The organism is Bacillus sp. LH1 (genome assembly GCF_057924895.1).
The window spans coordinates 1,142,069-1,163,159 of the sequence record NZ_CM175007.1 but is presented as its reverse complement, the minus strand read 5'-3'; the positions used below and the strand labels follow the sequence as shown (position 1 = coordinate 1,163,159).

Here is a 21,091-nt window from a genome sequence, read left to right as displayed (position 1 = left end):
GTTTGCTACTATAATTGTATTATAGGACACGAAAAAAGACAAACTGAGTTGTTTGCCTTTTTCTATACTTCTATCTATTATATCAACCTTTTGAAAAATTCGTTTGCACCTCTTGAATTGGCCAATATCGCAAATCAACTTTACCGACGACTGTATCAGCTTTTACAAAGCCAAAGTGTCTACTATCCCAGCTCCCGAGCCGGTTATCACCTACTACAAAAATAAACCCAGGTGGCACCAGTTTTTCTTTCGTTAACTCTTCTAATGTAAAGTCGCCTGTTAGTTGCCTTCCGTTTATCTCTTTCTTATACTTCTCTAAATACGGCTCATCAATAAATTGACCGTTTATATATAACTTATCCTGCTTATATTCAATATGATCTCCAGGTAAACCGATAATCCGCTTTACATAGTCCTCTTTTTTATTCGCATGAAATACCACAACGTCAAATCTGTTCAAGTCCCCAACTTGATAACTCACCTTATTTACAACTAGCATATTGCCATCTTGCAATGTCGGCATCATTGACTTCCCCTCTACAACATACGTTGAAAAGAAAAACGTTCGAAAAAATACAGCTAATAATACACCAATTAAAATTGTTCGTATCCACTCCATGCCTTCTTTTTTCAAAGTTTTCTTCATCTGCTTCTCCCCTTATCCTTTAATACTGAAGCTTTCCTTTACAAAGAAGACTATTCTTAATGTAGTTCTAACTTTACTTCGATTTTCTTACCGACATACCATAAAATAAAAATACCAATCGCTACAATAACTGATTTCACCGGATTATGAATAAATGACATTAAATCATGACCGATATACGTTAAAATAAAAACCATCACAAGTTTTCCGAATGCTAACGCTAGACCAAACTGTTTTACACTAATTCGGGATAAACCAGCGACAACATTTATGAGCGCTGACGGTGTAAACGGAAAACAAAATATAACAAAAATCGGTGCGAATCCTTTCCTTTCAATCCACCCCATTGCTTTTCGTACTCTCTCATGCTTATTTACAAACGAAAAGAAACGACTGCGACCAAAATGGCGGATGATGAAAAAGACAAGTAATGCACCCATTACTGATCCAAGCCATGAATAAAGAAAACCGAGCCAAAAGCCAAATGCAACAGCATTCGCCAGTACAAATACGATAAGCGGTAATGCTGGAATCAACGCCTCTATCATCGGTAAACCAATACCAAGAAGTGGTCCGAACGCTTTATAACTCTCAACAATATGATCCATATTTTCTGGTGAAAAATACTCTTTGATTGTCTGAAAATCCATTCTACACTTTACCCCTTTACTCTAAATACTATCCCTACTGTATCATTGCTTATATGAAAGAGGAAATGGTAGATACGACATATGGAGATGTATTTATTAAAGTTTCCATATCTTTCATAAGAATTCCTTCATTATTTAGCTATGATAATCTATCAATATTCGACAGGACGTGTCATTCGTTTTGTTATTTAGATTGTTTTTTTGATTTTTTCAGTAAATGAAATTACAATGGTGATTTTCTAAATATAACAATTACAACTCGGTTTTTCTAATATATCGCCTTACCTACAAAGACTGATAAAGTGAAACTTTAATCAGTGGGGATTTTGTTGATCCCCCGCTTAACTTCTTTGCTTTCGCTGAATTTTGAGGCGGGGGTCTTACTACCCACAAATAACAGGATAAACAAAAAAGAATGGGGATTCCCCCATCCTTTCACACTTCGCCTTCCTTCACAAAATACACACTCTCATAAGCGGGTCTTAATGTTGATTCCTCTTTTTTATCAACCTCTTTAAAACAAGGACTCCCTTGTTTTTTCCTACGATCTTCATATTCAGTACGTAATTTTGCTGTACGATTTTGTTGATTTTCAAAACTAGTTTTTGATATTTCTAATTTCACAGCAAAGCCATTTATAAATCTAATAATAAGATTTCCATCTTTTAATTCTTTATTACTTTCAATATAAAAATGAGACAACCAAGCGCACTCTTTTCTAGAGTAAGAATAGGTAGGGAAAAAATAAAGTTGATCTGCTGGACTAATCGCAATCGGTGCTTTATGTGTAATATGAGTTAACTCTTTCGTTCCTTCTTTTCTGCCTAAGAAACTAGAGCCATGCTTGCGGCAACTTCTTTCTATAATATCTAGAGGTTTTTGAAATACGAAAAAAGAATCATTCATTTCAACGACTCGCGTAACAATTTTCTTTTCACTTAGAACGACAGGAAGTAAGGCCATCGTATTTTTCGTTACAACATAATTTTCGACATAGCGTTCCACTTTACTTTCCATACTCCATTATCTCCTTTTTTCCATTTATATTAGCAGCTGCATATATAATTTTAGCATCTATGAAAAGGAAATAGCTTACAAGTTCCGCTTTTTTACAATTTTTTATCATTTATCAAACATTTGTTAAATAAAAAAATCACGATATAGTAATGATTTAATTTTAAAGTTATAAAAACAGCATTTATACTACCTATAAATATTTATTATCCCTTCCTATTTTCACATCATGAAAACAATTAACTTTGCTATAATTAAAATGTAAATCCAATATATGGAGGGCCACTATGGAGGAAAAAGAGATCCAACCATCGATTCAAATGAAAAATAGTAGCGTCATTATCGTGAAAAACTCAGCTAGTATTATATTCGGTTTATTTTTCATTCTGCTATTCTTTGCTAAACCGTTTCGTAAATCAAAATGTCCAGAATGTAAAAAACGTGAGAAGAAAAAATCAGGACAAGAACAATAAAAGGCCTTCCTTTATGGAATGCCTTTTTACATTTGTAGTATCATTTTATTTATTCTTCTCCCTAAAAAACAACTATATTTTCTCCCAAGGTTCTCTACATCTTTTTTGATTTGTAATATGGTCCTTATATAAAACATGAGAAAGAGTATTGGTACTTGTTACCCGCTTTTAATTTTTATTAAACACTTCAAATTTGTACATCTTTATCCATCACTAACAATTCGTTAATTAGTTAACTTTGTAATATAAGTTTTGTATATAATGTCATTCAAAAACACAATATATATAAGTAGCTATTTATAATTACATTGCTTTTTATCGAATTCCAAAAAGGAGCTGTATACTATGGACAAAGAAAATCTATTAAGCCAGCAGGTTAATAGCATCCCCTCAGATGCTCTGAATACCCCTAGTAAGGAACAAGAACAACTGTTAGAAACATCATCTCAAAACGTACAAAATTCCAACAACAATGCTAACAAAAAAGATGTTACTCAAGGTCTATCTGGAAAAGATTCCCCTATTTCAATAGAGAATACAAATTTATAGTTATTTACTATCATACGCAGCAAATACTCTTGCTGAACTAATTCTTCTACAGAAACTAATACGCATTCCAGATAATTTTTCACCCGTTGTAACATAGAAAAAGAGATTTAGATATAAAAACAGGCTCTGAAAAAACTTTCCCCACAACAAAAAAAGGATGGCATTAGCCATCCTTTTTTCCATCATCAACTATAAAATTATAGTTTGATTACGTTTTTAGCTTGAGGTCCACGGTTACCTTCTTCGATTTCGAAGCTAACTTTTTGGCCTTCTTCTAGAGATTTGAAACCTTCAGTTTCGATTGCAGAGAAGTGTACGAATACGTCGTTTTCGCCTGGAACTTCGATGAAACCGAAGCCTTTTTCGTTGTTAAACCATTTTACTTGTCCTGTTACTGCCATGATTATTTCCTCCTAAGAAAATACAAATTTTTAATTTTTTAGTCTTCCTGTCTAAAAAAAGAATCCACACATTATCAAATACGAAACATAAACTAGTTCTCACATACTTTTTCTCGTTCGTTTCCAGCACTTGATAACATATGGATTGCTTAATTTAACTATTCAACTGACATCATCATAGCACATTAAAATAAAATGTACAATCTTTTTCGAAAATAGAATTTCTAATTTTTAGTATTTCTTATAAAATATAATTATCTCTATTCTAAATAAGGAGGAGTTTATGACCAATAAAATTCCTAGAAAAACATTAAAAAGAATTGAAGAGGATATTGAAAATAATAATCTTGGAAAAGCAAGGGATAGATTGCATGGCCTCATCTTTACATACCCAAATGAATTACATCTTCGAAAACAACTCGGAGATATTTATTATACATTACAATATCCAGAAATGGCTGGACGTTACTGGTATCTAGAGGAGCATAAAGTGAAACTTTAATCAGTGGGGGTTTTGTTCATTCCCCACTGATTATCAGCCCTCACCAATCGGGCTTTTACGGGCAGTTGATCCCTCACCTAACTTCTTCGCTTTCGCTAAATTTTGAGGTGGGGGTCTTACTGCCCACAAATAGCGGGATAAAACAGACATTATGCATGAATCATGTTTATTATTTGAAAAATCAATGGGAAATAGTCCTCATCATATTGCACGTGCTTTAAAGTTTAAAGGCGATTCTAACCATATAAAAGGTTTGTATAAAGATCAACCTTTATCTTCAGTGCAGAAGAAAGTAGCAGAGGAGTTAATTTATGAGTATAAAGAAACATGGCAAGATAAGCTAGTTCCTTTTTGCTGTCTAGCATTGCTTGCTTCCCTTCTCTTTTCTGCCGTTGTTGGTCTATTTACTATTTGGAATTGGATTTTTTAATCACAGGGGGAATTTTCACATGTCAAACTACGCTAAAGAAGAAAGGCTAACAGGGGGAAACGTCTCAAGCGTATATCGTTCTGAAAATACTGTTCGGCGAGAGTTAAAGCCAGGCAATGAAAAGATTCATAAGTTATTGCAACATTTAGAAAACAAAGGATTTCATTATGCTCCAAAGTTTTTAGGTGTAGATGAAAAGGATAGAGAGATTTTATCCTTTATTGAAGGAGAAGCTGGCAATTATCCTTTAAAAGAATATATGCGATCTAATAATGTATTAAAAGAAATAGCAAAGATGCTCCGCCTTTACCATGATGCTGTAAGTGATTTTCTGTTATTAGATGATTGGAAACCGATGGATCACACGCCAAATAACATTGAGGTTTTATGTCACAATGATTTTGCCATATATAACATTATTTTTAATAATGAGAAGCCAGTAGGGATTATTGATTTCGATGTTGCTGCTCCTGGTCCAAGACTATGGGATATCGCTTATACACTTTATACTTGTGTGCCTTTAAGTAGAGTGTATTATACAGAATCCGGTGAAGCTGTTCATTATGACTCATCGCAACATGCAGATCGCATTAAAGAGAGAATGAATTTGTTCGTTCAGTCCTATGATAAAAATATGGATGAAGATTACTTAGGAATGGTGTTGCTTCGATTAGAAGGATTATGTACATATATGAAACGAAAAGCGCAAGAAGGCGACTTGAATTTCCAAAGAATGATTGATGAAGGACATCTAGAGCATTATGAGAAAGATATGAAGTTTATTCGTAATCATAGGGCTGAGTGGAGTTGATTTAGTAATAAAGAAAAGGAAGTATCGTTTTTTGCCGACAACTCAATCTCTCTTTTCGAATCGTTTAGAAAATAACAAGGGGCACCCTTCAAAAAGGTGCCCTTCCTTTTATTTCGTAAACTGTGCTTCTTCCGTAGATCCTTTTAACGCTGTCGTTGATGAAGTTCCGCCTGTAATCACTTGTGCTACTTCATCAAAGTAACCTGTTCCTACTTCGCGTTGATGACGTGTTGCAGAGTAGCCATGTTTTTCAGCTGCGAATTCTGCTTGTTGTAGTTCAGAGTATGCTGCCATGCCGCGCTCTTTATAGCCACGTGCTAGTTCAAACATACCGTAATTTAATGAATGGAATCCAGCAAGTGTTACGAATTGGAACTTGTAACCGTAAGATGCGATTTCCTTTTGGAAGCTTGCAATTGTTTTTTCATCTAGTTTTTGTTTCCAGTTGAATGAAGGTGAGCAGTTATATGCAAGTAGCTTCCCTGGATGCTCCTTATGAATTGCGTCCGCAAATCGTTTTGCATCTTCTAAATTTGGTTCTGACGTTTCACACCAAACGAGGTCTGCGTACGGTGCATACGCTAAACCGCGCGCAATTGCTTGATCAAGACCTGCATTCGTACGGTAAAACCCTTCTGGTGTTCTTTCTCCTGTAATAAATGCTTTATCAACAGGATCGATATCGCTCGTAATTAAATCAGCTGCATCCGCATCTGTTCTTGCAACGATAATTGTCGGCACTCCCATTACATCTGCTGCAAGGCGTGCAGAAATTAAATTGCGTACTGCTGTTTGCGTTGGTAGTAGTACTTTTCCACCTAAATGGCCACATTTTTTCTCTGAAGATAATTGATCTTCAAAATGCACACCTGATGCACCTGCTTCAATCATACCTTTCATCAGTTCGAATACATTTAATTGACCACCAAATCCAGCTTCTGCATCTGCTACAATCGGTACGAAATAGTCTGTATCATCGCTTCCTTCCATATGCTGAATTTGATCCGCACGTTGAAGCGTTTGATTAATTCGTTTTACTACAGCAGGTACGCTGTTCGCTGGATATAAACTTTGGTCTGGATACATATGTCCAGAAAGGTTTGCATCAGCTGCTACTTGCCAACCACTTAAGTAAATCGCTTTTAACCCAGCTTTTACTTGTTGCATCGCTTGGTTTCCTGTTAATGCGCCAAGTGCGTTAATATAGTCTTCTGTATGAAGCGATGTCCAAAGCTTCTCAGCACCGCGACGCGCTAACGTATGTTCAATATCAATTGACCCGCGCAGGCGAATTACATCTTCTGCCGAATATGGACGTGTGATCCCTTTCCAACGCTCATCTAATTCCCAGCTTTCTTGTAACTTCTCGATTCTTTCGTTTTTCATTTGTTCCATCCCCTTTTCATTTTTTATAAAATTTCATAACCCGGTAATGTTAAAAATGGTACGAATTCATCATTTCGAACGAGATCTGTAAACAACGTTGTCGCCTCTTGGAATCTCCCTTTCTTAAAGGCTTCCTTACCAATCTCTCTTTCTATTTTTGCTAATTCTTCTTCTTTTAGCTCTTCCATTAATTCAAGCGTAATATTACGACCATCATTTAGTTTTCCACCTTCATGACGAATCCATTGCCATACTTGTGCTCTTGAAATTTCAGCTGTTGCCGCATCTTCCATTAAGTTATAAATGGGTGCTGCTCCCCGTCCGCTTAACCAAGATGCAATATATTGAATACCTACGCTAATATTCATGCGAAGGCCCTCTTCTGTAATCGTTCCCACCGGTACCTCTAGTAAATCGTTTTCTGTTACACATATTTCTTCACGTTTTCTAAAAATTTGATTTGGTGTTTTCATAATGTGATTAAACACTTCCATTGCAACCGGTACAAGTCCAGGGTGGGCAACCCAAGTCCCGTCATGACCGTCTAAAGCTTCGCGTTCCTTATCAGCACGCACTTTTTCAAAAGCTGCTTCATTTGCTTCTGGATTATTTTTAATCGGAATTTGTGCCGCCATTCCTCCAATTGCTGGTGCATTACGGCGGTGACATGTTTGAATTACTTTCAAAGAATACGAACGCATAAATGGCGCTGTCATCGTGACTTGTGCTCTATCTGGTAGTAAGAATTTATTATGATTACGGAAACTCTTTAAAAAGCTAAAAATATAATCCCATCTTCCGCAATTTAAGCCAGCAGAATGATCTTTTAGCTCATATAAAATTTCATCCATTTCAAACGAAGCGTGAATCGTTTCCAGTAACACAGTTGCTTTAATCGTTCCGTTTGGAATGCCGATATATTTTTGAGCAAATACGAATACATCATTCCATAATCTCGCTTCTAAATAACTTTCCATTTTCGGTAAGTAAAAGTATGGGCCGCTCCCTTTTGCTAAAAGAGCTTTCGCATTATGGAAAAAATACAAGCCGAAATCTACTAAACTACCCGACATATTTTTCCCATCAACTTGCATATGCTTTTCCTCTAAATGCCATCCTCTTGGACGTACAATGAGTACAGCTGTTTTCTCATTTAATCTATATTCTTTCCCTTTATCATTTTCATGTGAAATCGTTCCCTTTACTGCATCTCGTAAATTGATTTGCCCTTCAACTGCGTTTTCCCAAGTTGGTGCATTCGAATCTTCAAAATCCGCCATAAAAAGATGCGCTCCTGAATTTAAAGCGTTAATGACCATCTTTCTATCTACCGGTCCAGTAATCTCTACGCGGCGATCCTCTAAGTCTTTTGGCAGCTTGGCAATTGTCCAATCCGCTTCACGTATGTGTTTTGTTTCTTCTAGAAACTTCGGAAACTCCCCTGCATCAATTCTCTTTTGTTTTTCTACACGTTTTTGTAAAAGTTCTATGCGGCGCTCATTAAAATTCTCATGTAGTTCCTTCAAAAAACTAAGCACCTCAGGTGTCAATATTTCGTTGTACGCTGGTAACATTTCTCCAACGAGTGTAACCCGTGAAGTTTGCGTCGACATATTAGCATCCCCTTCTTAAACTGTTTTATAACAGATTTGATTTCATGTTTTATATTATATAACAAATCTTCAGAAAAGGAAGTTTTTTTTGAAAATTCATTTCATTTTTTTTTCAAAACGCCATTCTTTCGCGCTTTATTTCATACAAAAAAGGCCGCTGTTATACAACAACGACCTTTTTGTATTATTTTTAAATTTCACTTTGACTAGTTAAACTTTATTACTGCCCTTGTTCCATATCATGCAATATTGCTCTATGTAAAAACTGTGCGTATTGTTCTCTCGTTACCTTCATAGACGGACCGAATTTACCTTCTCCGATTCCCATTGTAATACCATTTGTTTGTACTGCACTAATTGCATTCGTTGCCCATGAATTTGTTGAAACATCATTAAAGTTATGAGATCCCTTTGCCTGTAAGTCAAAAGCATTCGTAAGAACTTGTGCCATTTCCGCACGCGTTAACGTCGCCTTCGGTCTAAAGTTTCCATTCTCGTCTCCCTGGAAAATTCCCATTTCCGTTAAAGCCAATATCTCCTCGATAAAGCTTGTTGAATTTTCATCAATATCTCCATATGGGTTTTCATATTCATCTTGTTCTTCCATATCAAACACACGGTAAATTAAAGCTGCAACTTGCTCACGTGTTACATTATCCCCAAAACCGAATATTCCATCGCCATATCCTAAAATAATTTCTTGTTCCGCTAATTCATGAATTGCCTCATATGCCCAATGCCCTTGTGGTACATCTTTAAATACAATTGTATTTGTTTTTTGCAACGGTGCACTTTCCGCTTTTACACTGTTACTCTCTGCTGAGAATAACACCCCACCCATAATTGTTAATGCTGTAGCTGTTTTTAATAATTTTTTGCTCATCAAATTATCTCCCCAATATGTATATGTTTTTTAAAAATATACAGAATAAATGGTATAGTGACAATATATTTTTCGACACATTTCGTGACGGTTTTGTGAATCATATTAAACATCATGTCTTTTTCATCGGGTTGATTATAAAGCTTGTGTATAACCATAAAAATACATAAATACGAATAATAATTCTTTTTTAAACAAACAAAAAAGCACAAATATTTCTATTTGTGCTTTCATATTTCACTCTACTTCCAATCCTCTTTCAAATGATAATTAATAATCGCATTATTAATAAACTGAGCATATTGTTCTCTAGGTACAGGGCGATTTAATTCATACATGTCATTCCCAGTTCCTCTCACAACATTATTAGATTGTAACGCACTAATTGCATCTTCTGCCCAGTGGCCTTTTGGAATATCTTTAAATGTATGTTTTTGTTTCGTTTCAAAATGAAATGCTCGTTTTAAAATGACAGCCATTTCCGCTCTAGAGATTGGTGCTTTCGGCCTAAAATTCCCTTGGCCATCCCCTGAAAAAACACCACGTTTTGTTAACGCCAAAATTTCCTTTTTAAAAGTTGTTGTACTATCAGAAACATCTTTATATGGATTCGCTACTGGCCCTTCTTCTTTTATCTCAAGTGTTCTGTAAATAGTCCCAGCTACTTGTTCACGTGTTATAAGATCGCCAACACCATACTTCCCGTTTCCATACCCTAATATAATTTTATGATATGCTAAGTCCATAATAGCATCATATGCCCAAAATCCGTATGGAACATCTTCAAACACAATCATTTGTGGATACTCTTCCGCTTTTACAGGCGTCACATTCGTCCCTGCAAATATACCTCCTGCCATTGTCGCAATCATCATTACACCCAATATTTTTTTCTTCATTGTCCTCTCTCCCTATTTCATTCAAATAAAATGAACTTCATTGTTTCAGGAGTATTATTTTTTGGTGAATGTAAGATAAAATGTAAATCTTCTAGAAGAAATATTTCCACTACCTTTCTGCTTTATACTCCCTTCTTTCTTTTTCAAAAAGGAAGTTGTCACATCTAAGGTGTTATATACTAAAACATTCTACAATCTCTTTATAAACTCCTTTTCACTTTATAACTTCCCTTTATTGGCACCTAAAGGAGATACCTAGTGGAGGCTACTATATTCATGGTTTATATTTCAGGGGTAGCATTTTTCGCTGAATTTTGAGGTGGGGGTCTTACTGCCCAGCAAATAACGAGATAAAAAAATCATCCTTTTTTCTTAAAAGAGGATGATTTTTTATCTTTATTAACACTCAAATATGCTACTACTTTTGAAGAGTAAATTGGGCAACTATTTGTTTTAGTTTTCCTGCTGCGTTATGCATATGTTCAATTGAAATCGAAATCTCTTGAACAGATTTTTCTTGCTGTTGAATAGACTCTTTTACCCTATCAGTTCGGTCAGATGATCTTTGAGAAATTTGAGCCATGTCTTCTGCAGAAGCCGAGATTTCCTCACTACTCGCTGCAATTTCATCTGTAGACATAGATACCGTTTGAATTTGCTCAGATACTTGTTGTACTTTTTCTGTAATTGTTCCAAATACTTTTTCTGTATGCATTACTACTTGTGTACCTGCCTGTACCTCATTATCTACTTTCCCCATCATATGTACTGTATGGTTCGTTGTTCCCATAACTTGAGTAATAAGATTCTCAATTTGTTTTGCAGAATCACTAGATTGTTCTGCTAATTTCCGCACTTCATCTGCCACAATTGCAAATCCTCTACCACTTTCACCAGCACGTGCAGCCTCAATTGCGGCGTTTAATGCTAATAAGTTAATCTGGGAGGTAATACCTTGCATAACATCAATGATTTTAACAATTTCTTCTGATTGTTCTTTCATAGTCTCTACTTGTTTCACACCGCTATGTACCGAATTTTGGATTGTATCCATCTGTTGAATCATTTGTTTCATTAATTTGTTACCACTCTCTGCATCTAATGCTGATTGAGCAGATAATTCATTTACAGAGGATGATGTATTGACTATACTCTGCATTCCTTGTGTCAACTCTTCCATCGCACCCGCAGTTTGTTCCATTGCTTGCATTTGACTCTCTGCACCATTTGCGACTTCTTCAATATCCATAGTGATTTTTTTGGCTGCACTACTAGATACTTCTGACGCAGATGCTACTCCGTCTGCATATTGGAATAGAAGCTGAATATTATTCTCTACTTCTTGCATATTTGTTCTTAGCCCTGCAATCATCTCATTAAAATTACTTACTAATACACCTAATTCATCCTTAGCAGTATAATCACCATGTACAGTTAAATCTCCTTCTTTCGCTCTTTCCATCATACGACTAACCGTTTGTAAAGGAGCAACTATAAGCTTGCTAATAATATAACTTACTATACATATAACGATTGTAGTAACTACTACAAGAATGATAAAGGTAATAACGGAACGATCAATCATTTTTTGCGAATCTTTAAATACTTGGTCAGCTAAATTTGAAACATACGATTCTAGATCCACTGCATAACCAGCTAACTCTATTCCCTTCGGTTTTAATTCCTTCTGAAATTCATTTACCATTTGCGGCTCGTTTATTGCCTTTGCCTTTTCAAATAATTTCTTATATGTATCTTTATAACTTGGTAAAGATTTCTTCATCTTCTGAAACAGTTCATCCTCTTGCTTACTTAAATTAAAACCATCATCATATTCTTTTAATAAAGAATCATATTTTTTAAGATCCTTTTCAATATTATTAATTATTCCCTCTTTATTTGCCACTTCATTTTGTGATGCCGTAATTAACTCTAATAAGTTATATTCTAGTGAATTTTGTGTGCGAAGCATTCCTTCTAATAAAATTGCAGAATATTGATAATCATCTACTACAACCTCTGTATCGTGCTTAATCTTATTAATAGAATGAATTGCTACACTGCTTATAATTACCATACCTAAAACTGCTAATGAAATAAGCGCTAATAATTTATATTTCACTTTTAAATTTTGTAAAAAATACATTTTTTCACCTTTATTCCTTTATATATAGATTTTTAGAATTTTATAGCTTATTATTTACAAAATCGCAATAAAAAGCAATGATAAATATTCCCAATATGAAACTTATATCTCTATAAAAAAAAGTAGCATAATAGCTACTCCTTTTTTCTTTGTTTCTCATATTGTTCAAACGTATGAATTCTTTCAAAAATTGGTGGGTGCGTGTATAAGAAAAATTTCACTAACGCAGGCGGATTCACTTGGCTTAAACTTGTTTTTGATAAATATTGAAAAGTTTTCACACCAGATTTTCCGTCCTTCGTCATATTTAAAGCATATTGATCTGCCGCTCTTTCTTCTATACGTGAAACATAGTTTGTTGCTGGTTGTACTGCAAATGAGAGTATAGAAGAAATTAAGAAAAATAAAGGTAAAATGGAGAAACATGCCACTTTTGAAATTTGCAATGTATCTCCCCATTTGCGAATACACATATTTATAATACGACTAATTAAAAACATACCTATAAACGATAGCAATACATAACTTGCAACGCCAAAATATATATGCTTCATAACATAATGCCCCATTTCATGGGCCATGATAAATAAAATCTCTTTATCTTTTAACTGCTTAAGCGTTGTATCCCACATTACAATACGGGCGTTAGGGCCAATTCCTGTTACGTAAGCATTTAATGCATTCGTTTTTTCTGACATATTTACTTCATATACGTGTTTAGCAGGAATATCCGCTTTGTCTGCTATTGCTAAAATTTTCGTTTCTAATTCTTTATTTTTCAGCGTCGAGAAGTCGTTATAAAGCGGATCAATAACGACAGGCTGTATGAATGTTAAAAAGATTGTAAATGGAACAGAGAGTGCCCATCCTGCGAGCCACCATCTCTTCGGAAATTTACGGATAAGCCATAATAGAACGGTAACTACAATTAACATAGTCGCATAACTTTCCCAAAAACCGATAACATGATCTTTTATCCAGCTTTGTGTACTTTGCGTTGAAATGCCGTAATCAACGGACACTTTCCGGCCAATCCATTGCATCGGTAAGGCAAGCACTGTTGTCAGTAATGATAAATAAAAGAAATAAATCGCAACTTGCAAAACACTTATTTTAGTCGTTTCCTTCGACCATTTCTCAAACTTTCTTGAAATACCTAGCACAAGTACAAATAATAAAATAATCCATTCAAGAGGCGTCGCTAAAAAGTATAGTAAATTTTTCACGCGCGAATAATCTTGGCTTAGCGTAAGCTCTCTAGCACTCATAAACGTTTCTGGATCTGCACTCGTTCCCTTATACATGTCCGGAATAAGTTCATGATTCCATCCAAATAAATACCAATATATAAGTAACGCAAATCCAACGTACAAAAAAAGCGACCAACCGATAACCTTCCTCACGCTATTCCCTCCTCTATGCTGCCTGTCTATTATTATTGTAAGTTCATACACGCTAAATTAGAACAAGCTTATTATGTGAATTGCTCGAAATCCTTTTATTTACAAAAAAAACTCTTCTACATAAGAAGAGTTTTGCCTATCTTTAAACACTTTCTTCGGTTCACAATCCGGAATAAGGATCGCACTTGCAAACCAACACGTACCCTACTTGCTTTTTAGATAACATAAAGAGCCTCTTTAAGGAAGTACATCTATTAATAAACTAAAATCTTGTAAAGAGAAAGAACTATATTTCATAATCCCCTGTACAGCTAAAAGTAAAACAAGACCGATCACACACATATAATTAACGCTTTCTTCATTCTTTTTTTCAGTAACGACTCCACCACTTATACATAAAATCCCTAGCAAATGAAGCGCTAAATACATGAAAAAATAAGCTTCCTCCCAGCGCAAAATAACATTCACTGTCGTTATTAACACTAGACTAAGTAAAATCAAATAAAAAAACTTATTTGATGATATCGTTTCATTCATATAATTTTATACATCCCTTTCAAATTTCGAATTAATGATGTTTCAAAGCTATAAAGTAAATGATTGTTTTTATACCATAAAACAAAAGGAAAGCCACCATTACTTTCTCGAATACTTTATGAATCCACATATACTTCTCTTCATTCTTTCTGAAGATGCGCTTCATCATTTCTTCTACAATTAGACCAAATATTAGTAAAACCCCGAACACAATAAGAAGAGAAATAATATTTTCTTTTAAATGAGTACTAGAAAATAAGTACTACTCTGGAAACACAATCGTATCTACTACAGGTTGAAGCCGATTACAAAATGTTTTATCACACATATCTGTAATAGACGTAACATCTATAATGTCTTTTAATATTTTTTCAACCGTCTTCTTCATCTCATTTACTCCCGACTACATCTGAAAAGCTCTTTTCCTGCTCTGCATATATAACTGGCACTTCTTTACTCCAATATTTACGATTAACAAATAAAAAGATAAGTACTAAGTTTAATCCTGTTATAAAAATAATAAGTCCAGGAAAGAATGTCGTATAATTTGAGAAATCGGCAAAACTCATAATTTTTTCTCTACTTATTAGAAAAGACGCACCTATTACAAATGCATTGTTTAACATATGTATTGCAATTGGCATGAGTAAACTTTTCGTACGAATATATACGATTGACAATACGATGCTGAATATGGCTGCACCGAGGAAATCAACATGTAACAACGCAAACAATATTGCTACAACGATGGTCGCTATGCTCGTTCCCCATTTTGTTGCAAAACGTTGAAGTAAAAATCCGCGAAAAACAAATTCCCCAATAATTGGTGCGATGAATACGACCCTAATGACTTGAGATACATATCCTCCAGTACTATCTACAATTGGTTCATGCAGGGCGTTCATAATAAAGTCCGGTGTAATCCATGCAAAACTATACATATACAAAATAAGATACCCGTAACTAAACATGCATAACATAACCGTAATGTATAAAACTTGTACCAAGTTAAATGTTTCATTTTTATTAACAAATAATGAAAATGAAATGTGGTGCTTTCTATACTCATAAGAAATCCATACCATCGGAAGGATATAGAATATAAGGATATTTATAAAAGAAGAATTTTGTATATGAAATATACTTGTTAGCAAATCGCCACTACTTCTCGCTATTAAAATTAATAGTGCAAATACAATTAAAAAATATCTAGCTCGCATCACTTGAAACGGGTTCACACTCATCTCCTCCCCTATGTTACTTTTATCATATCATTTGATTCTTAATTTTTTGCGAAAGAAAACCTTAAAATTTCCTTAAAAATTCCATAAGTTACAAAATGATGATATGATATTCGAGAAAATTAGGAGGGATGTTTATGTACCAAGCAAATATTTTACTCGTTGATGATGAAACAGCAATTTTACAATTACTAACTACCATTCTTGAAAAAGAAGGCTTTTCTCATATTACAACTGCAACATCAGCTGAAATGGCTTTATCTCTAACTAAGCAAAACAATTACGATTTAATTATTTTAGATGTAATGCTTCCTGGACAATCTGGTTTTGATATTTGTCCAATCATTCGCCAACAAACAGATTGTCCAATTTTCTTCCTATCAGCAAAAGCATCTGATTTAGATAAAATATCCGGATTTTCATACGGTGCAGATGATTATATTACGAAACCATTTAATCCATTAGAAGTAGTAGCACGCATGAAAGCACAGCTTCGGAGACATATGAAACAAACCGTACCACACGAACAAAAATCACACTCGATTTCATTTGGAAGATTTGAAATTGATCAGCACTCTGCAGAACTAACAGTAGATGGGCACATTGTCGAATGCTCCGCTCAACTCTTTCAACTACTACTCTTCTTTTGCGAGAATCCGAACTACGTATTTTCGAAAGAGGAAATATACGAAAAAGTTTGGGGAGCACCTGCCTATAATGGCGATGACAACACTGTTATGGTCCACATTCGAAAACTACGTGAAAAAATTGAACATGATCCAAGTAAACCAGAATATATAAAAACCGTTCGCGGGCTTGGTTATAAGTTCGTTACAAAGTAGGGTGACGATATGAATTTTAATAAACGACTTATTATTCAATTTATCATGCAACACGTTTTTGTTTTAGTTACATTACTTATCGCTGTAGTTGCTGCTTTTACTTATTTAATTTTTCTTCTTACTAGTACTTTATACGAACCTAACATTCCAGATTCTGATAGTTTTACAATTTCAAGATACATCTCTTCAGAAGATGGGCATATTTCGTTACAATCTGAAGTGCAAGATTTAATAAAGGAGAAAAATGATTGGCTCCAAGTTGTAGATGAAAACGGAAAAATCCTCTACCACTTTAATACACCAAATGATGTTCCGAATGCTTATACGAAGACATCTTTAGTCGCATATATACAACATCATATCGAAAGTAATTATAAATTTACATATTGGGAAATTGAATTAGAAGAAAAGAAAGTACTTGTTATTTATGGTGGTATGTTAAAAAGCAATGCGTTACTGACAGCAATTCAAAAGGATCACTCCTCTTTAACGATGGATTCGTTCACATTAACAGATCAAGAAAAACAGTTACTGTCTAAAGAAAAAGCAGCACTTCAAATATTTAATCAAAATGGCGAAGAGTTTTTTGCCTATCCAGCTGGAAAGAAAAAAACATTTTCAGCAATACAAATCGCCCTTAATGAAAAAGAACCGTGGAATCATAAAGAAAATACGTCTAGCTTTTACGATGCAAATAGTGGCAACCTTCTCGTTGTAACTGCAAAAAATGAGCACTACTATCCAGGTGACGAAATTGAAGATGTATTTACTAAGAAGTTTCTCATCGGATGTGGATTAATCCTTCTTATCGTATTTGTTTATTTAGTCATTCTTTCTATTTGGTACGGTAATAAATTCGGGAAACCGTTATTACATGCGATGCGCTGGCTTAAAAATATCGCTGGTGGAAAGTATGAAGAACCTATTAGTAAAAAAGGAAAACCCGTCAGGTTCCGGCGATCTGGTAAAGAAAAATGGTCATTCCGTTTGTTTAGAGATGTAACAAGTTCACTAGAACACCTTTCTATTACACTCAAAAAAAATGATGCGATGAGGCAAGTCCTCCAGCAAACACGAGAAGAATGGATTACCGGTCTAACACACGACTTAAAAACACCACTTAGCTCTATATATGGCTACGCATTATTACTCGAATCGAATCAATATAACTGGACTGATCGTGATATTCAGCAATTTGGTAGTGTTATGAAAGAGAAATCTCAATATATGACAACATTAATTGATGATTTAAGCTTAACGTATCAATTAAAAAATAACAGCCTTCCTGCCCAACACGTAAACGTTGAAATCAATCAGTTCGTTCAAAAAGTGTTATTGCAATTTATTAACAATCCAACACTCCAAAATCAAAATATTGAATTCGTACCGAGCTCAAATAAAATTCAATATTTCATTGAAGAAAAATGGTTCCAGCGTATTATCGAAAACTTACTCGTAAATGCTGTAAAACATAATAATGAAACAACTACTGTCATCGTAAAACTATCACAAAACGCTAATTCCTTTACACTCTCCATTTCAGATGACGGAAAAGGAATGGATGAAAAAACGAAAGAACTTCTATTTGAACGATATTACCGCGGAACAAACACAGAAGAAAGCAACATCGGAACTGGACTTGGCCTAGCCATTACAAAACAGCTCGTTCATGCTCATAACGGAACAATTTCCATTGATAGTGCACTCGGAAAAGGAACGACGATTATTCTTGTATTTCCGTTTCGTTCGTAGGAAAGGTGCTGTTTGGTGCCTTTTCTTTTTTGGGGGAGTTCGGCGGTACATGAAATTATATAGACCATCTTTCTGAGTTGTTTTAGCGGTATATGAAATTATATCGGCGATTTTCTAAATATATCGACTTACCGACAAAAACCGACAAATCTAGCAAACCATATGATAAGAGCAACTATTTCATATTTCATAAAAAAGCGAACCACCCACAGTGATTCGCTTCTCCTCTTATTATTTTTTCTTCACCGGTATCCAAAGCTCTACTTGTGCAAACTCACTCTTATCTTCGTGGCAACGCTCATCGTACAGTTCAAACTCCGTAACACCGCAATGTTCATATCCTGAATGCGGAAACCATTCTGAGAATACTGCATTCCAAGTTTGGTGGATAGACGATACCATTTCTTCATGAGGAACTTTCGGCGTTGTAAATACTGCATATGTTGCTGCCGGGAAAGTACGCTTTGCAATTTCATTTGGTACATTTTCAAAGTCTGTAACTTCCATTCCGATAATATAAGTGAAGTCTCCTGTTTCTAAATTAAAATCAGTACATAATCCAAGCTCTACCCATTGGCTCGTATCTTTACGATTCGGAATCGTCGTTCCAAGATCTTTTTGTAAATATTCTTGCCAAAATGCTGGAATGTCTTGATGGTTTTTCCCTTCTTTACTTGTCGTCTTCAGTTCATAACCCGCCACTAAAAATTCTGGTTTATTTACAATACGATATTCCATTTGTATGCCTCCTAAATACGGATTTAATTTTCTTTGCTTTACATTTACTCTGTAATACATCGGTGTTTCGATTTCTTGTTTTCGATATTCACTCGGTGTCATTTGAAATAATTTTTTAAAGGCTCTCGTGAACGTTTCGTGAGATTGAAAGCCATGTTCAAACGCGATATCAATAACTTTTTCATCCGTATGAGAAAGTTGATAAGCTGCCCGGGCTAACCTCCTCTTTCGAACATACTCCATTACCGTATCACCTACTAACGCCTGAAATACACGATGAAAATGAGACTCAGAAAAACCTGCAACCCGCGCTAAATTACGCAGCGTTTGTTTTTCCATTACATCTTCCTCAATATAATCAATTGACCTTTGAATTTGTGTTTCATAGCTTTCCATCTCTGTTCACCCGCCTTATATGTATTATGATAAAAGAGAACGTAATCCAATTCTTGACGTTTTTTACTATAATTCCATAAAAAATTGTAACTTTTTTATATGTATTTCGTTGTTATGTATGAAGGGAGGGAAATGTAGTGAAACGTAAACAATCATTAGAAGAAATTTACTCAGAGCATATGCAAGATTTATTTCGCTATCTTCTCTCCCTAACCGGAGATTCCCACTATGCGGAAGATCTCATGCAAGAAACATTTTACCGAATGCTCGTCCATATTGACTATTATAAAGGAGAAGAAATTAGGCCGTGGTTATTTACAATTGCCTACAATGCCTTTATCGATTGGTATCGAAAAGAAAAAAAGTATAAAACAACTACAGTGGAAGAATTCCATTTACCAAACGTGCCAAGTACAGAACATGAATATTTCGTAAAACATGAGATTGCTAGTTGGTTAGACAGTTTATACGCTCTTCCGCTCGAAAGACGAAATGTCCTACTACTACGAGATTACTATGGATTCTCCTATAAGGAAATAGCAGAAATGACTGGTCTCTCATTAGCGAAAGTGAAAATTGAATTACACAGGGGACGGAAAGACACGAAAAGCATAAAGGAGTGATACGGATGGGTTGTACAGAATTTAAAAAACTATGGAAGAAGTATGAAAATGGAACGCTCACGCATGATGAACAAGAACTGTTAGAAAGTCATATTGAGTCATGTGAAGAGTGTGAAGCTTACTTAGATGAGCTGTTAACAAAAACAGAACCAATTAAGAAAAAGTTACCTCCAAAAAATCTTAAAATTCCTTTTTGGAGAATTAAGTGGAAACATCGTTTACAAACGTTTGGTTTTATATTATCAATTTGCATCGTTATCTATATAATCGGCGGGGTATTATCAGCCTTTTATTTTCAAGCTAATAATGATAAAAGGCTAGAAGAAATTAGAGAGGTTCCTTCGCTTGCACTTGAAGCAACGATCCCAAATAGCCGTGTTATGGGAGGCGGAACAAGTGTAGAAGCTTTTTTCCGTACGAATAGCCAATTTGATTTAGTACGAACCGTCGGTAAAAAAGAAATGCCCCTCGGTACAATAGAAACAAAAAGCTTCTTATCATCTGTAGATGTTACGAAGCGAACTTGGATGAATCCGTTCTATCAACCAAAACTCTTCTTTGTTCATCCAAAAACAGAGCAGGGTGATTATTTAAAGGATTCATCAAAAAAAGTATGGGATACACTTGCAAAAGTACATGATGGAACCGTTGCAGAAGTAGCAATTTCTTTTGATAAAGCTTACACTTTAAAAGAATTAGAACCGCTTTTATATAGCACATTCGAGGCACAAGAACTCCCTCCAACTCCTGTATGGTACGCTTTAGATACAGGACAAGAAAGAAAAAATGTAGATGACTATATCCTACATGGCGGAGAAGCTATAGGGTTTCCAGAACATGTAAGATTCCTCGCTAATGAAACTGACGGACAGAAAACGCAAGAAGACAAAGTAACCGAAATGATGCGCATCCTTTCTATCCATAAAAAAACGGTAAGCAAAATATCAGCGCTTTCTGAGAAAGAACTAAACTTAGATAAACGTTATCAATATGTAAAGGACAACGGTGTAAAAGTATACGGAATTGTTATTACTGGCCCATCGAAAGAGTTATTAAAATTACAAAACTCCCCGCACGTACGTTATGCGACTCTTGGAGATATTGAGATTTGGAATTGGTTTGATCATTAATAAAAAAGAAGTAGCGCTCTAAAAAC

Annotated in this window: 20 protein-coding genes and 4 pseudogenes; 9 read left to right on the top strand and 15 right to left on the bottom strand. The window is 34.9% G+C overall.

Going from position 1 to position 21,091, the window contains the following annotated elements; translation table 11 throughout:
- Positions 1-82: 82 nt before the first annotated feature.
- From lepB to ACX9TM_RS06095, 3 genes are all read right to left on the bottom strand, one after another.
- Positions 83-646, bottom strand: a complete 564-nt coding sequence (gene lepB / locus ACX9TM_RS06105; RefSeq protein ID WP_000751919.1) for a signal peptidase I — start codon at positions 644-646, stop codon at positions 83-85.
- 56 nt (positions 647-702) lie between these two features.
- Positions 703-1,296, bottom strand: a complete 594-nt coding sequence (locus ACX9TM_RS06100; protein WP_089603475.1) for a TVP38/TMEM64 family protein — start codon at positions 1,294-1,296, stop codon at positions 703-705.
- A 435-nt stretch (positions 1,297-1,731) separates the two neighbouring features.
- Entirely contained in the window at positions 1,732-2,313 is a 582-nt protein-coding gene (locus ACX9TM_RS06095) for a competence protein ComK (RefSeq protein ID WP_065381911.1), read from the bottom strand.
- Between the two features lie 284 nt (positions 2,314-2,597).
- Here ACX9TM_RS06095 and ACX9TM_RS06090 point away from each other — a divergent pair, with 284 nt between their 5' ends.
- Both ACX9TM_RS06090 and ACX9TM_RS06085 read left to right on the top strand, forming a co-directional pair.
- Complete coding sequence (locus ACX9TM_RS06090) at positions 2,598-2,783, top strand: hypothetical protein (protein ID WP_000391373.1); 186 nt, start codon at positions 2,598-2,600, stop codon at positions 2,781-2,783.
- Between the two features lie 345 nt (positions 2,784-3,128).
- Positions 3,129-3,332 (top strand): hypothetical protein, encoded by a 204-nt coding sequence (locus tag ACX9TM_RS06085; protein WP_000356912.1) that lies wholly within the window; start codon positions 3,129-3,131, stop codon positions 3,330-3,332.
- Between the two features lie 197 nt (positions 3,333-3,529).
- Here the strand turns inward: ACX9TM_RS06085 and cspA are convergent, their stop codons facing one another.
- Positions 3,530-3,733 (bottom strand): RNA chaperone/antiterminator CspA, encoded by a 204-nt coding sequence (cspA, locus tag ACX9TM_RS06080; protein WP_000301522.1) that lies wholly within the window; start codon positions 3,731-3,733, stop codon positions 3,530-3,532.
- 283 nt (positions 3,734-4,016) lie between these two features.
- Between cspA and ACX9TM_RS06075 the strand changes: the two are divergent.
- The 3 genes and pseudogenes from ACX9TM_RS06075 to ACX9TM_RS06065 form a co-directional block, all read left to right on the top strand.
- Positions 4,017-4,220 (top strand): annotated as a pseudogene (locus tag ACX9TM_RS06075) (DUF6584 family protein); the annotation flags it as partial.
- A 154-nt stretch (positions 4,221-4,374) separates the two neighbouring features.
- Positions 4,375-4,665, top strand: a pseudogene (locus tag ACX9TM_RS06070) (DUF6584 family protein); the annotation flags it as partial.
- Between the two features lie 19 nt (positions 4,666-4,684).
- Positions 4,685-5,476: a phosphotransferase gene (locus ACX9TM_RS06065; protein ID WP_000073790.1), complete on the top strand. Its 792-nt coding sequence runs from the start codon at positions 4,685-4,687 to the stop codon at positions 5,474-5,476.
- Between the two features lie 108 nt (positions 5,477-5,584).
- Here ACX9TM_RS06065 and aceA read toward each other — a convergent pair whose 3' ends face one another.
- The 10 genes and pseudogenes from aceA to ACX9TM_RS06015 all read right to left on the bottom strand — a co-directional run bounded on the left by aceA (position 5,585) and on the right by ACX9TM_RS06015 (position 15,581).
- Complete coding sequence (gene aceA / locus ACX9TM_RS06060; RefSeq protein ID WP_000787346.1) at positions 5,585-6,862, bottom strand: isocitrate lyase; 1,278 nt, start codon at positions 6,860-6,862, stop codon at positions 5,585-5,587.
- Positions 6,863-6,885: 23 nt separating this feature from the next.
- Positions 6,886-8,475 carry a malate synthase A gene (aceB, locus tag ACX9TM_RS06055; protein WP_000107336.1) on the bottom strand — a complete coding sequence of 530 codons (1,590 nt, stop codon included), beginning with the start codon at positions 8,473-8,475 and terminating at the stop codon, positions 6,886-6,888.
- A gap of 220 nt (positions 8,476-8,695) precedes the next feature.
- Positions 8,696-9,358 carry an S-layer homology domain-containing protein gene (locus ACX9TM_RS06050; protein ID WP_000038567.1) on the bottom strand — a complete coding sequence of 221 codons (663 nt, stop codon included), beginning with the start codon at positions 9,356-9,358 and terminating at the stop codon, positions 8,696-8,698.
- Positions 9,359-9,600: 242 nt separating this feature from the next.
- The gene (locus ACX9TM_RS06045) at positions 9,601-10,257 is read right to left on the bottom strand and encodes an S-layer homology domain-containing protein (RefSeq protein ID WP_000727102.1); all 657 of its coding nucleotides are present in this window, start codon (positions 10,255-10,257) and stop codon (positions 9,601-9,603) included.
- 418 nt (positions 10,258-10,675) lie between these two features.
- Positions 10,676-11,467, bottom strand: a complete 792-nt coding sequence (locus ACX9TM_RS06040; protein ID WP_407543961.1) for a methyl-accepting chemotaxis protein — start codon at positions 11,465-11,467, stop codon at positions 10,676-10,678.
- A gap of 156 nt (positions 11,468-11,623) precedes the next feature.
- Positions 11,624-12,403 (bottom strand): annotated as a pseudogene (locus tag ACX9TM_RS06035) (MCP four helix bundle domain-containing protein); the annotation flags it as partial.
- Positions 12,404-12,537: 134 nt separating this feature from the next.
- Positions 12,538-13,806 (bottom strand): M48 family metallopeptidase, encoded by a 1,269-nt coding sequence (locus ACX9TM_RS06030; RefSeq protein ID WP_001233316.1) that lies wholly within the window; start codon positions 13,804-13,806, stop codon positions 12,538-12,540.
- 237 nt (positions 13,807-14,043) lie between these two features.
- Positions 14,044-14,343, bottom strand: a complete 300-nt coding sequence (locus tag ACX9TM_RS06025; protein ID WP_001006050.1) for a DUF2101 family protein — start codon at positions 14,341-14,343, stop codon at positions 14,044-14,046.
- Between the two features lie 31 nt (positions 14,344-14,374).
- Positions 14,375-14,731 (bottom strand): annotated as a pseudogene (locus ACX9TM_RS06020) (hypothetical protein).
- 1 nt (position 14,732) lies between these two features.
- Positions 14,733-15,581, bottom strand: coding sequence for a CPBP family intramembrane glutamic endopeptidase (locus ACX9TM_RS06015; RefSeq protein WP_001067985.1), 849 nt, complete (start codon positions 15,579-15,581; stop codon positions 14,733-14,735).
- Positions 15,582-15,721: 140 nt separating this feature from the next.
- On the opposite strand from ACX9TM_RS06015, the gene ACX9TM_RS06010 reads away from it, so the two are divergent.
- Together ACX9TM_RS06010 and ACX9TM_RS06005 are read left to right on the top strand one after the other, a co-directional pair.
- Positions 15,722-16,426: a response regulator transcription factor gene (locus ACX9TM_RS06010; protein WP_000283871.1), complete on the top strand. Its 705-nt coding sequence runs from the start codon at positions 15,722-15,724 to the stop codon at positions 16,424-16,426.
- Positions 16,427-16,435: 9 nt separating this feature from the next.
- Positions 16,436-18,178, top strand: a complete 1,743-nt coding sequence (locus tag ACX9TM_RS06005; RefSeq protein ID WP_065381912.1) for a sensor histidine kinase — start codon at positions 16,436-16,438, stop codon at positions 18,176-18,178.
- A 231-nt stretch (positions 18,179-18,409) separates the two neighbouring features.
- Here ACX9TM_RS06005 and ACX9TM_RS06000 read toward each other — a convergent pair whose 3' ends face one another.
- Positions 18,410-19,312, bottom strand: a complete 903-nt coding sequence (locus ACX9TM_RS06000) for an AraC family transcriptional regulator (RefSeq protein WP_000446855.1) — start codon at positions 19,310-19,312, stop codon at positions 18,410-18,412.
- Positions 19,313-19,449: 137 nt separating this feature from the next.
- Between ACX9TM_RS06000 and ACX9TM_RS05995 the strand changes: the two genes are divergently transcribed.
- Both ACX9TM_RS05995 and ACX9TM_RS05990 read left to right on the top strand, forming a co-directional pair.
- Positions 19,450-19,935 carry an RNA polymerase sigma factor gene (locus tag ACX9TM_RS05995; RefSeq protein WP_000824008.1) on the top strand — a complete coding sequence of 162 codons (486 nt, stop codon included), beginning with the start codon at positions 19,450-19,452 and terminating at the stop codon, positions 19,933-19,935.
- A gap of 5 nt (positions 19,936-19,940) precedes the next feature.
- Positions 19,941-21,065, top strand: coding sequence for an anti-sigma factor (locus tag ACX9TM_RS05990; protein WP_063220278.1), 1,125 nt, complete (start codon positions 19,941-19,943; stop codon positions 21,063-21,065).
- Positions 21,066-21,091: the final 26 nt, after the last annotated feature.

What these genes read in the sequence shown, in the direction of transcription:
- lepB (WP_000751919.1), bottom strand. Translation starts at nt 646, where the DNA reads ATGAAGAAAACTTTGAAAAAAGAAGGCATGGAGTGGATACGAACAATT.
- ACX9TM_RS06100 (WP_089603475.1), bottom strand. Translation starts at nt 1,296, where the DNA reads ATGGATTTTCAGACAATCAAAGAGTATTTTTCACCAGAAAATATGGAT.
- ACX9TM_RS06095 (WP_065381911.1), bottom strand. Translation starts at nt 2,313, where the DNA reads ATGGAAAGTAAAGTGGAACGCTATGTCGAAAATTATGTTGTAACGAAA.
- ACX9TM_RS06090 (WP_000391373.1), top strand. Translation starts at nt 2,598, where the DNA reads ATGGAGGAAAAAGAGATCCAACCATCGATTCAAATGAAAAATAGTAGC.
- ACX9TM_RS06085 (WP_000356912.1), top strand. Translation starts at nt 3,129, where the DNA reads ATGGACAAAGAAAATCTATTAAGCCAGCAGGTTAATAGCATCCCCTCA.
- cspA (WP_000301522.1), bottom strand. Translation starts at nt 3,733, where the DNA reads ATGGCAGTAACAGGACAAGTAAAATGGTTTAACAACGAAAAAGGCTTC.
- ACX9TM_RS06065 (WP_000073790.1), top strand. Translation starts at nt 4,685, where the DNA reads ATGTCAAACTACGCTAAAGAAGAAAGGCTAACAGGGGGAAACGTCTCA.
- aceA (WP_000787346.1), bottom strand. Translation starts at nt 6,862, where the DNA reads ATGAAAAACGAAAGAATCGAGAAGTTACAAGAAAGCTGGGAATTAGAT.
- aceB (WP_000107336.1), bottom strand. Translation starts at nt 8,475, where the DNA reads ATGTCGACGCAAACTTCACGGGTTACACTCGTTGGAGAAATGTTACCA.
- ACX9TM_RS06050 (WP_000038567.1), bottom strand. Translation starts at nt 9,358, where the DNA reads ATGAGCAAAAAATTATTAAAAACAGCTACAGCATTAACAATTATGGGT.
- ACX9TM_RS06045 (WP_000727102.1), bottom strand. Translation starts at nt 10,257, where the DNA reads ATGAAGAAAAAAATATTGGGTGTAATGATGATTGCGACAATGGCAGGA.
- ACX9TM_RS06040 (WP_407543961.1), bottom strand. Translation starts at nt 11,467, where the DNA reads ATGCAAGCAATGGAACAAACTGCGGGTGCGATGGAAGAGTTGACACAA.
- ACX9TM_RS06025 (WP_001006050.1), bottom strand. Translation starts at nt 14,343, where the DNA reads ATGAATGAAACGATATCATCAAATAAGTTTTTTTATTTGATTTTACTT.
- ACX9TM_RS06010 (WP_000283871.1), top strand. Translation starts at nt 15,722, where the DNA reads ATGTACCAAGCAAATATTTTACTCGTTGATGATGAAACAGCAATTTTA.
- ACX9TM_RS06005 (WP_065381912.1), top strand. Translation starts at nt 16,436, where the DNA reads ATGAATTTTAATAAACGACTTATTATTCAATTTATCATGCAACACGTT.
- ACX9TM_RS06000 (WP_000446855.1), bottom strand. Translation starts at nt 19,312, where the DNA reads ATGGAAAGCTATGAAACACAAATTCAAAGGTCAATTGATTATATTGAG.
- ACX9TM_RS05990 (WP_063220278.1), top strand. Translation starts at nt 19,941, where the DNA reads ATGGGTTGTACAGAATTTAAAAAACTATGGAAGAAGTATGAAAATGGA.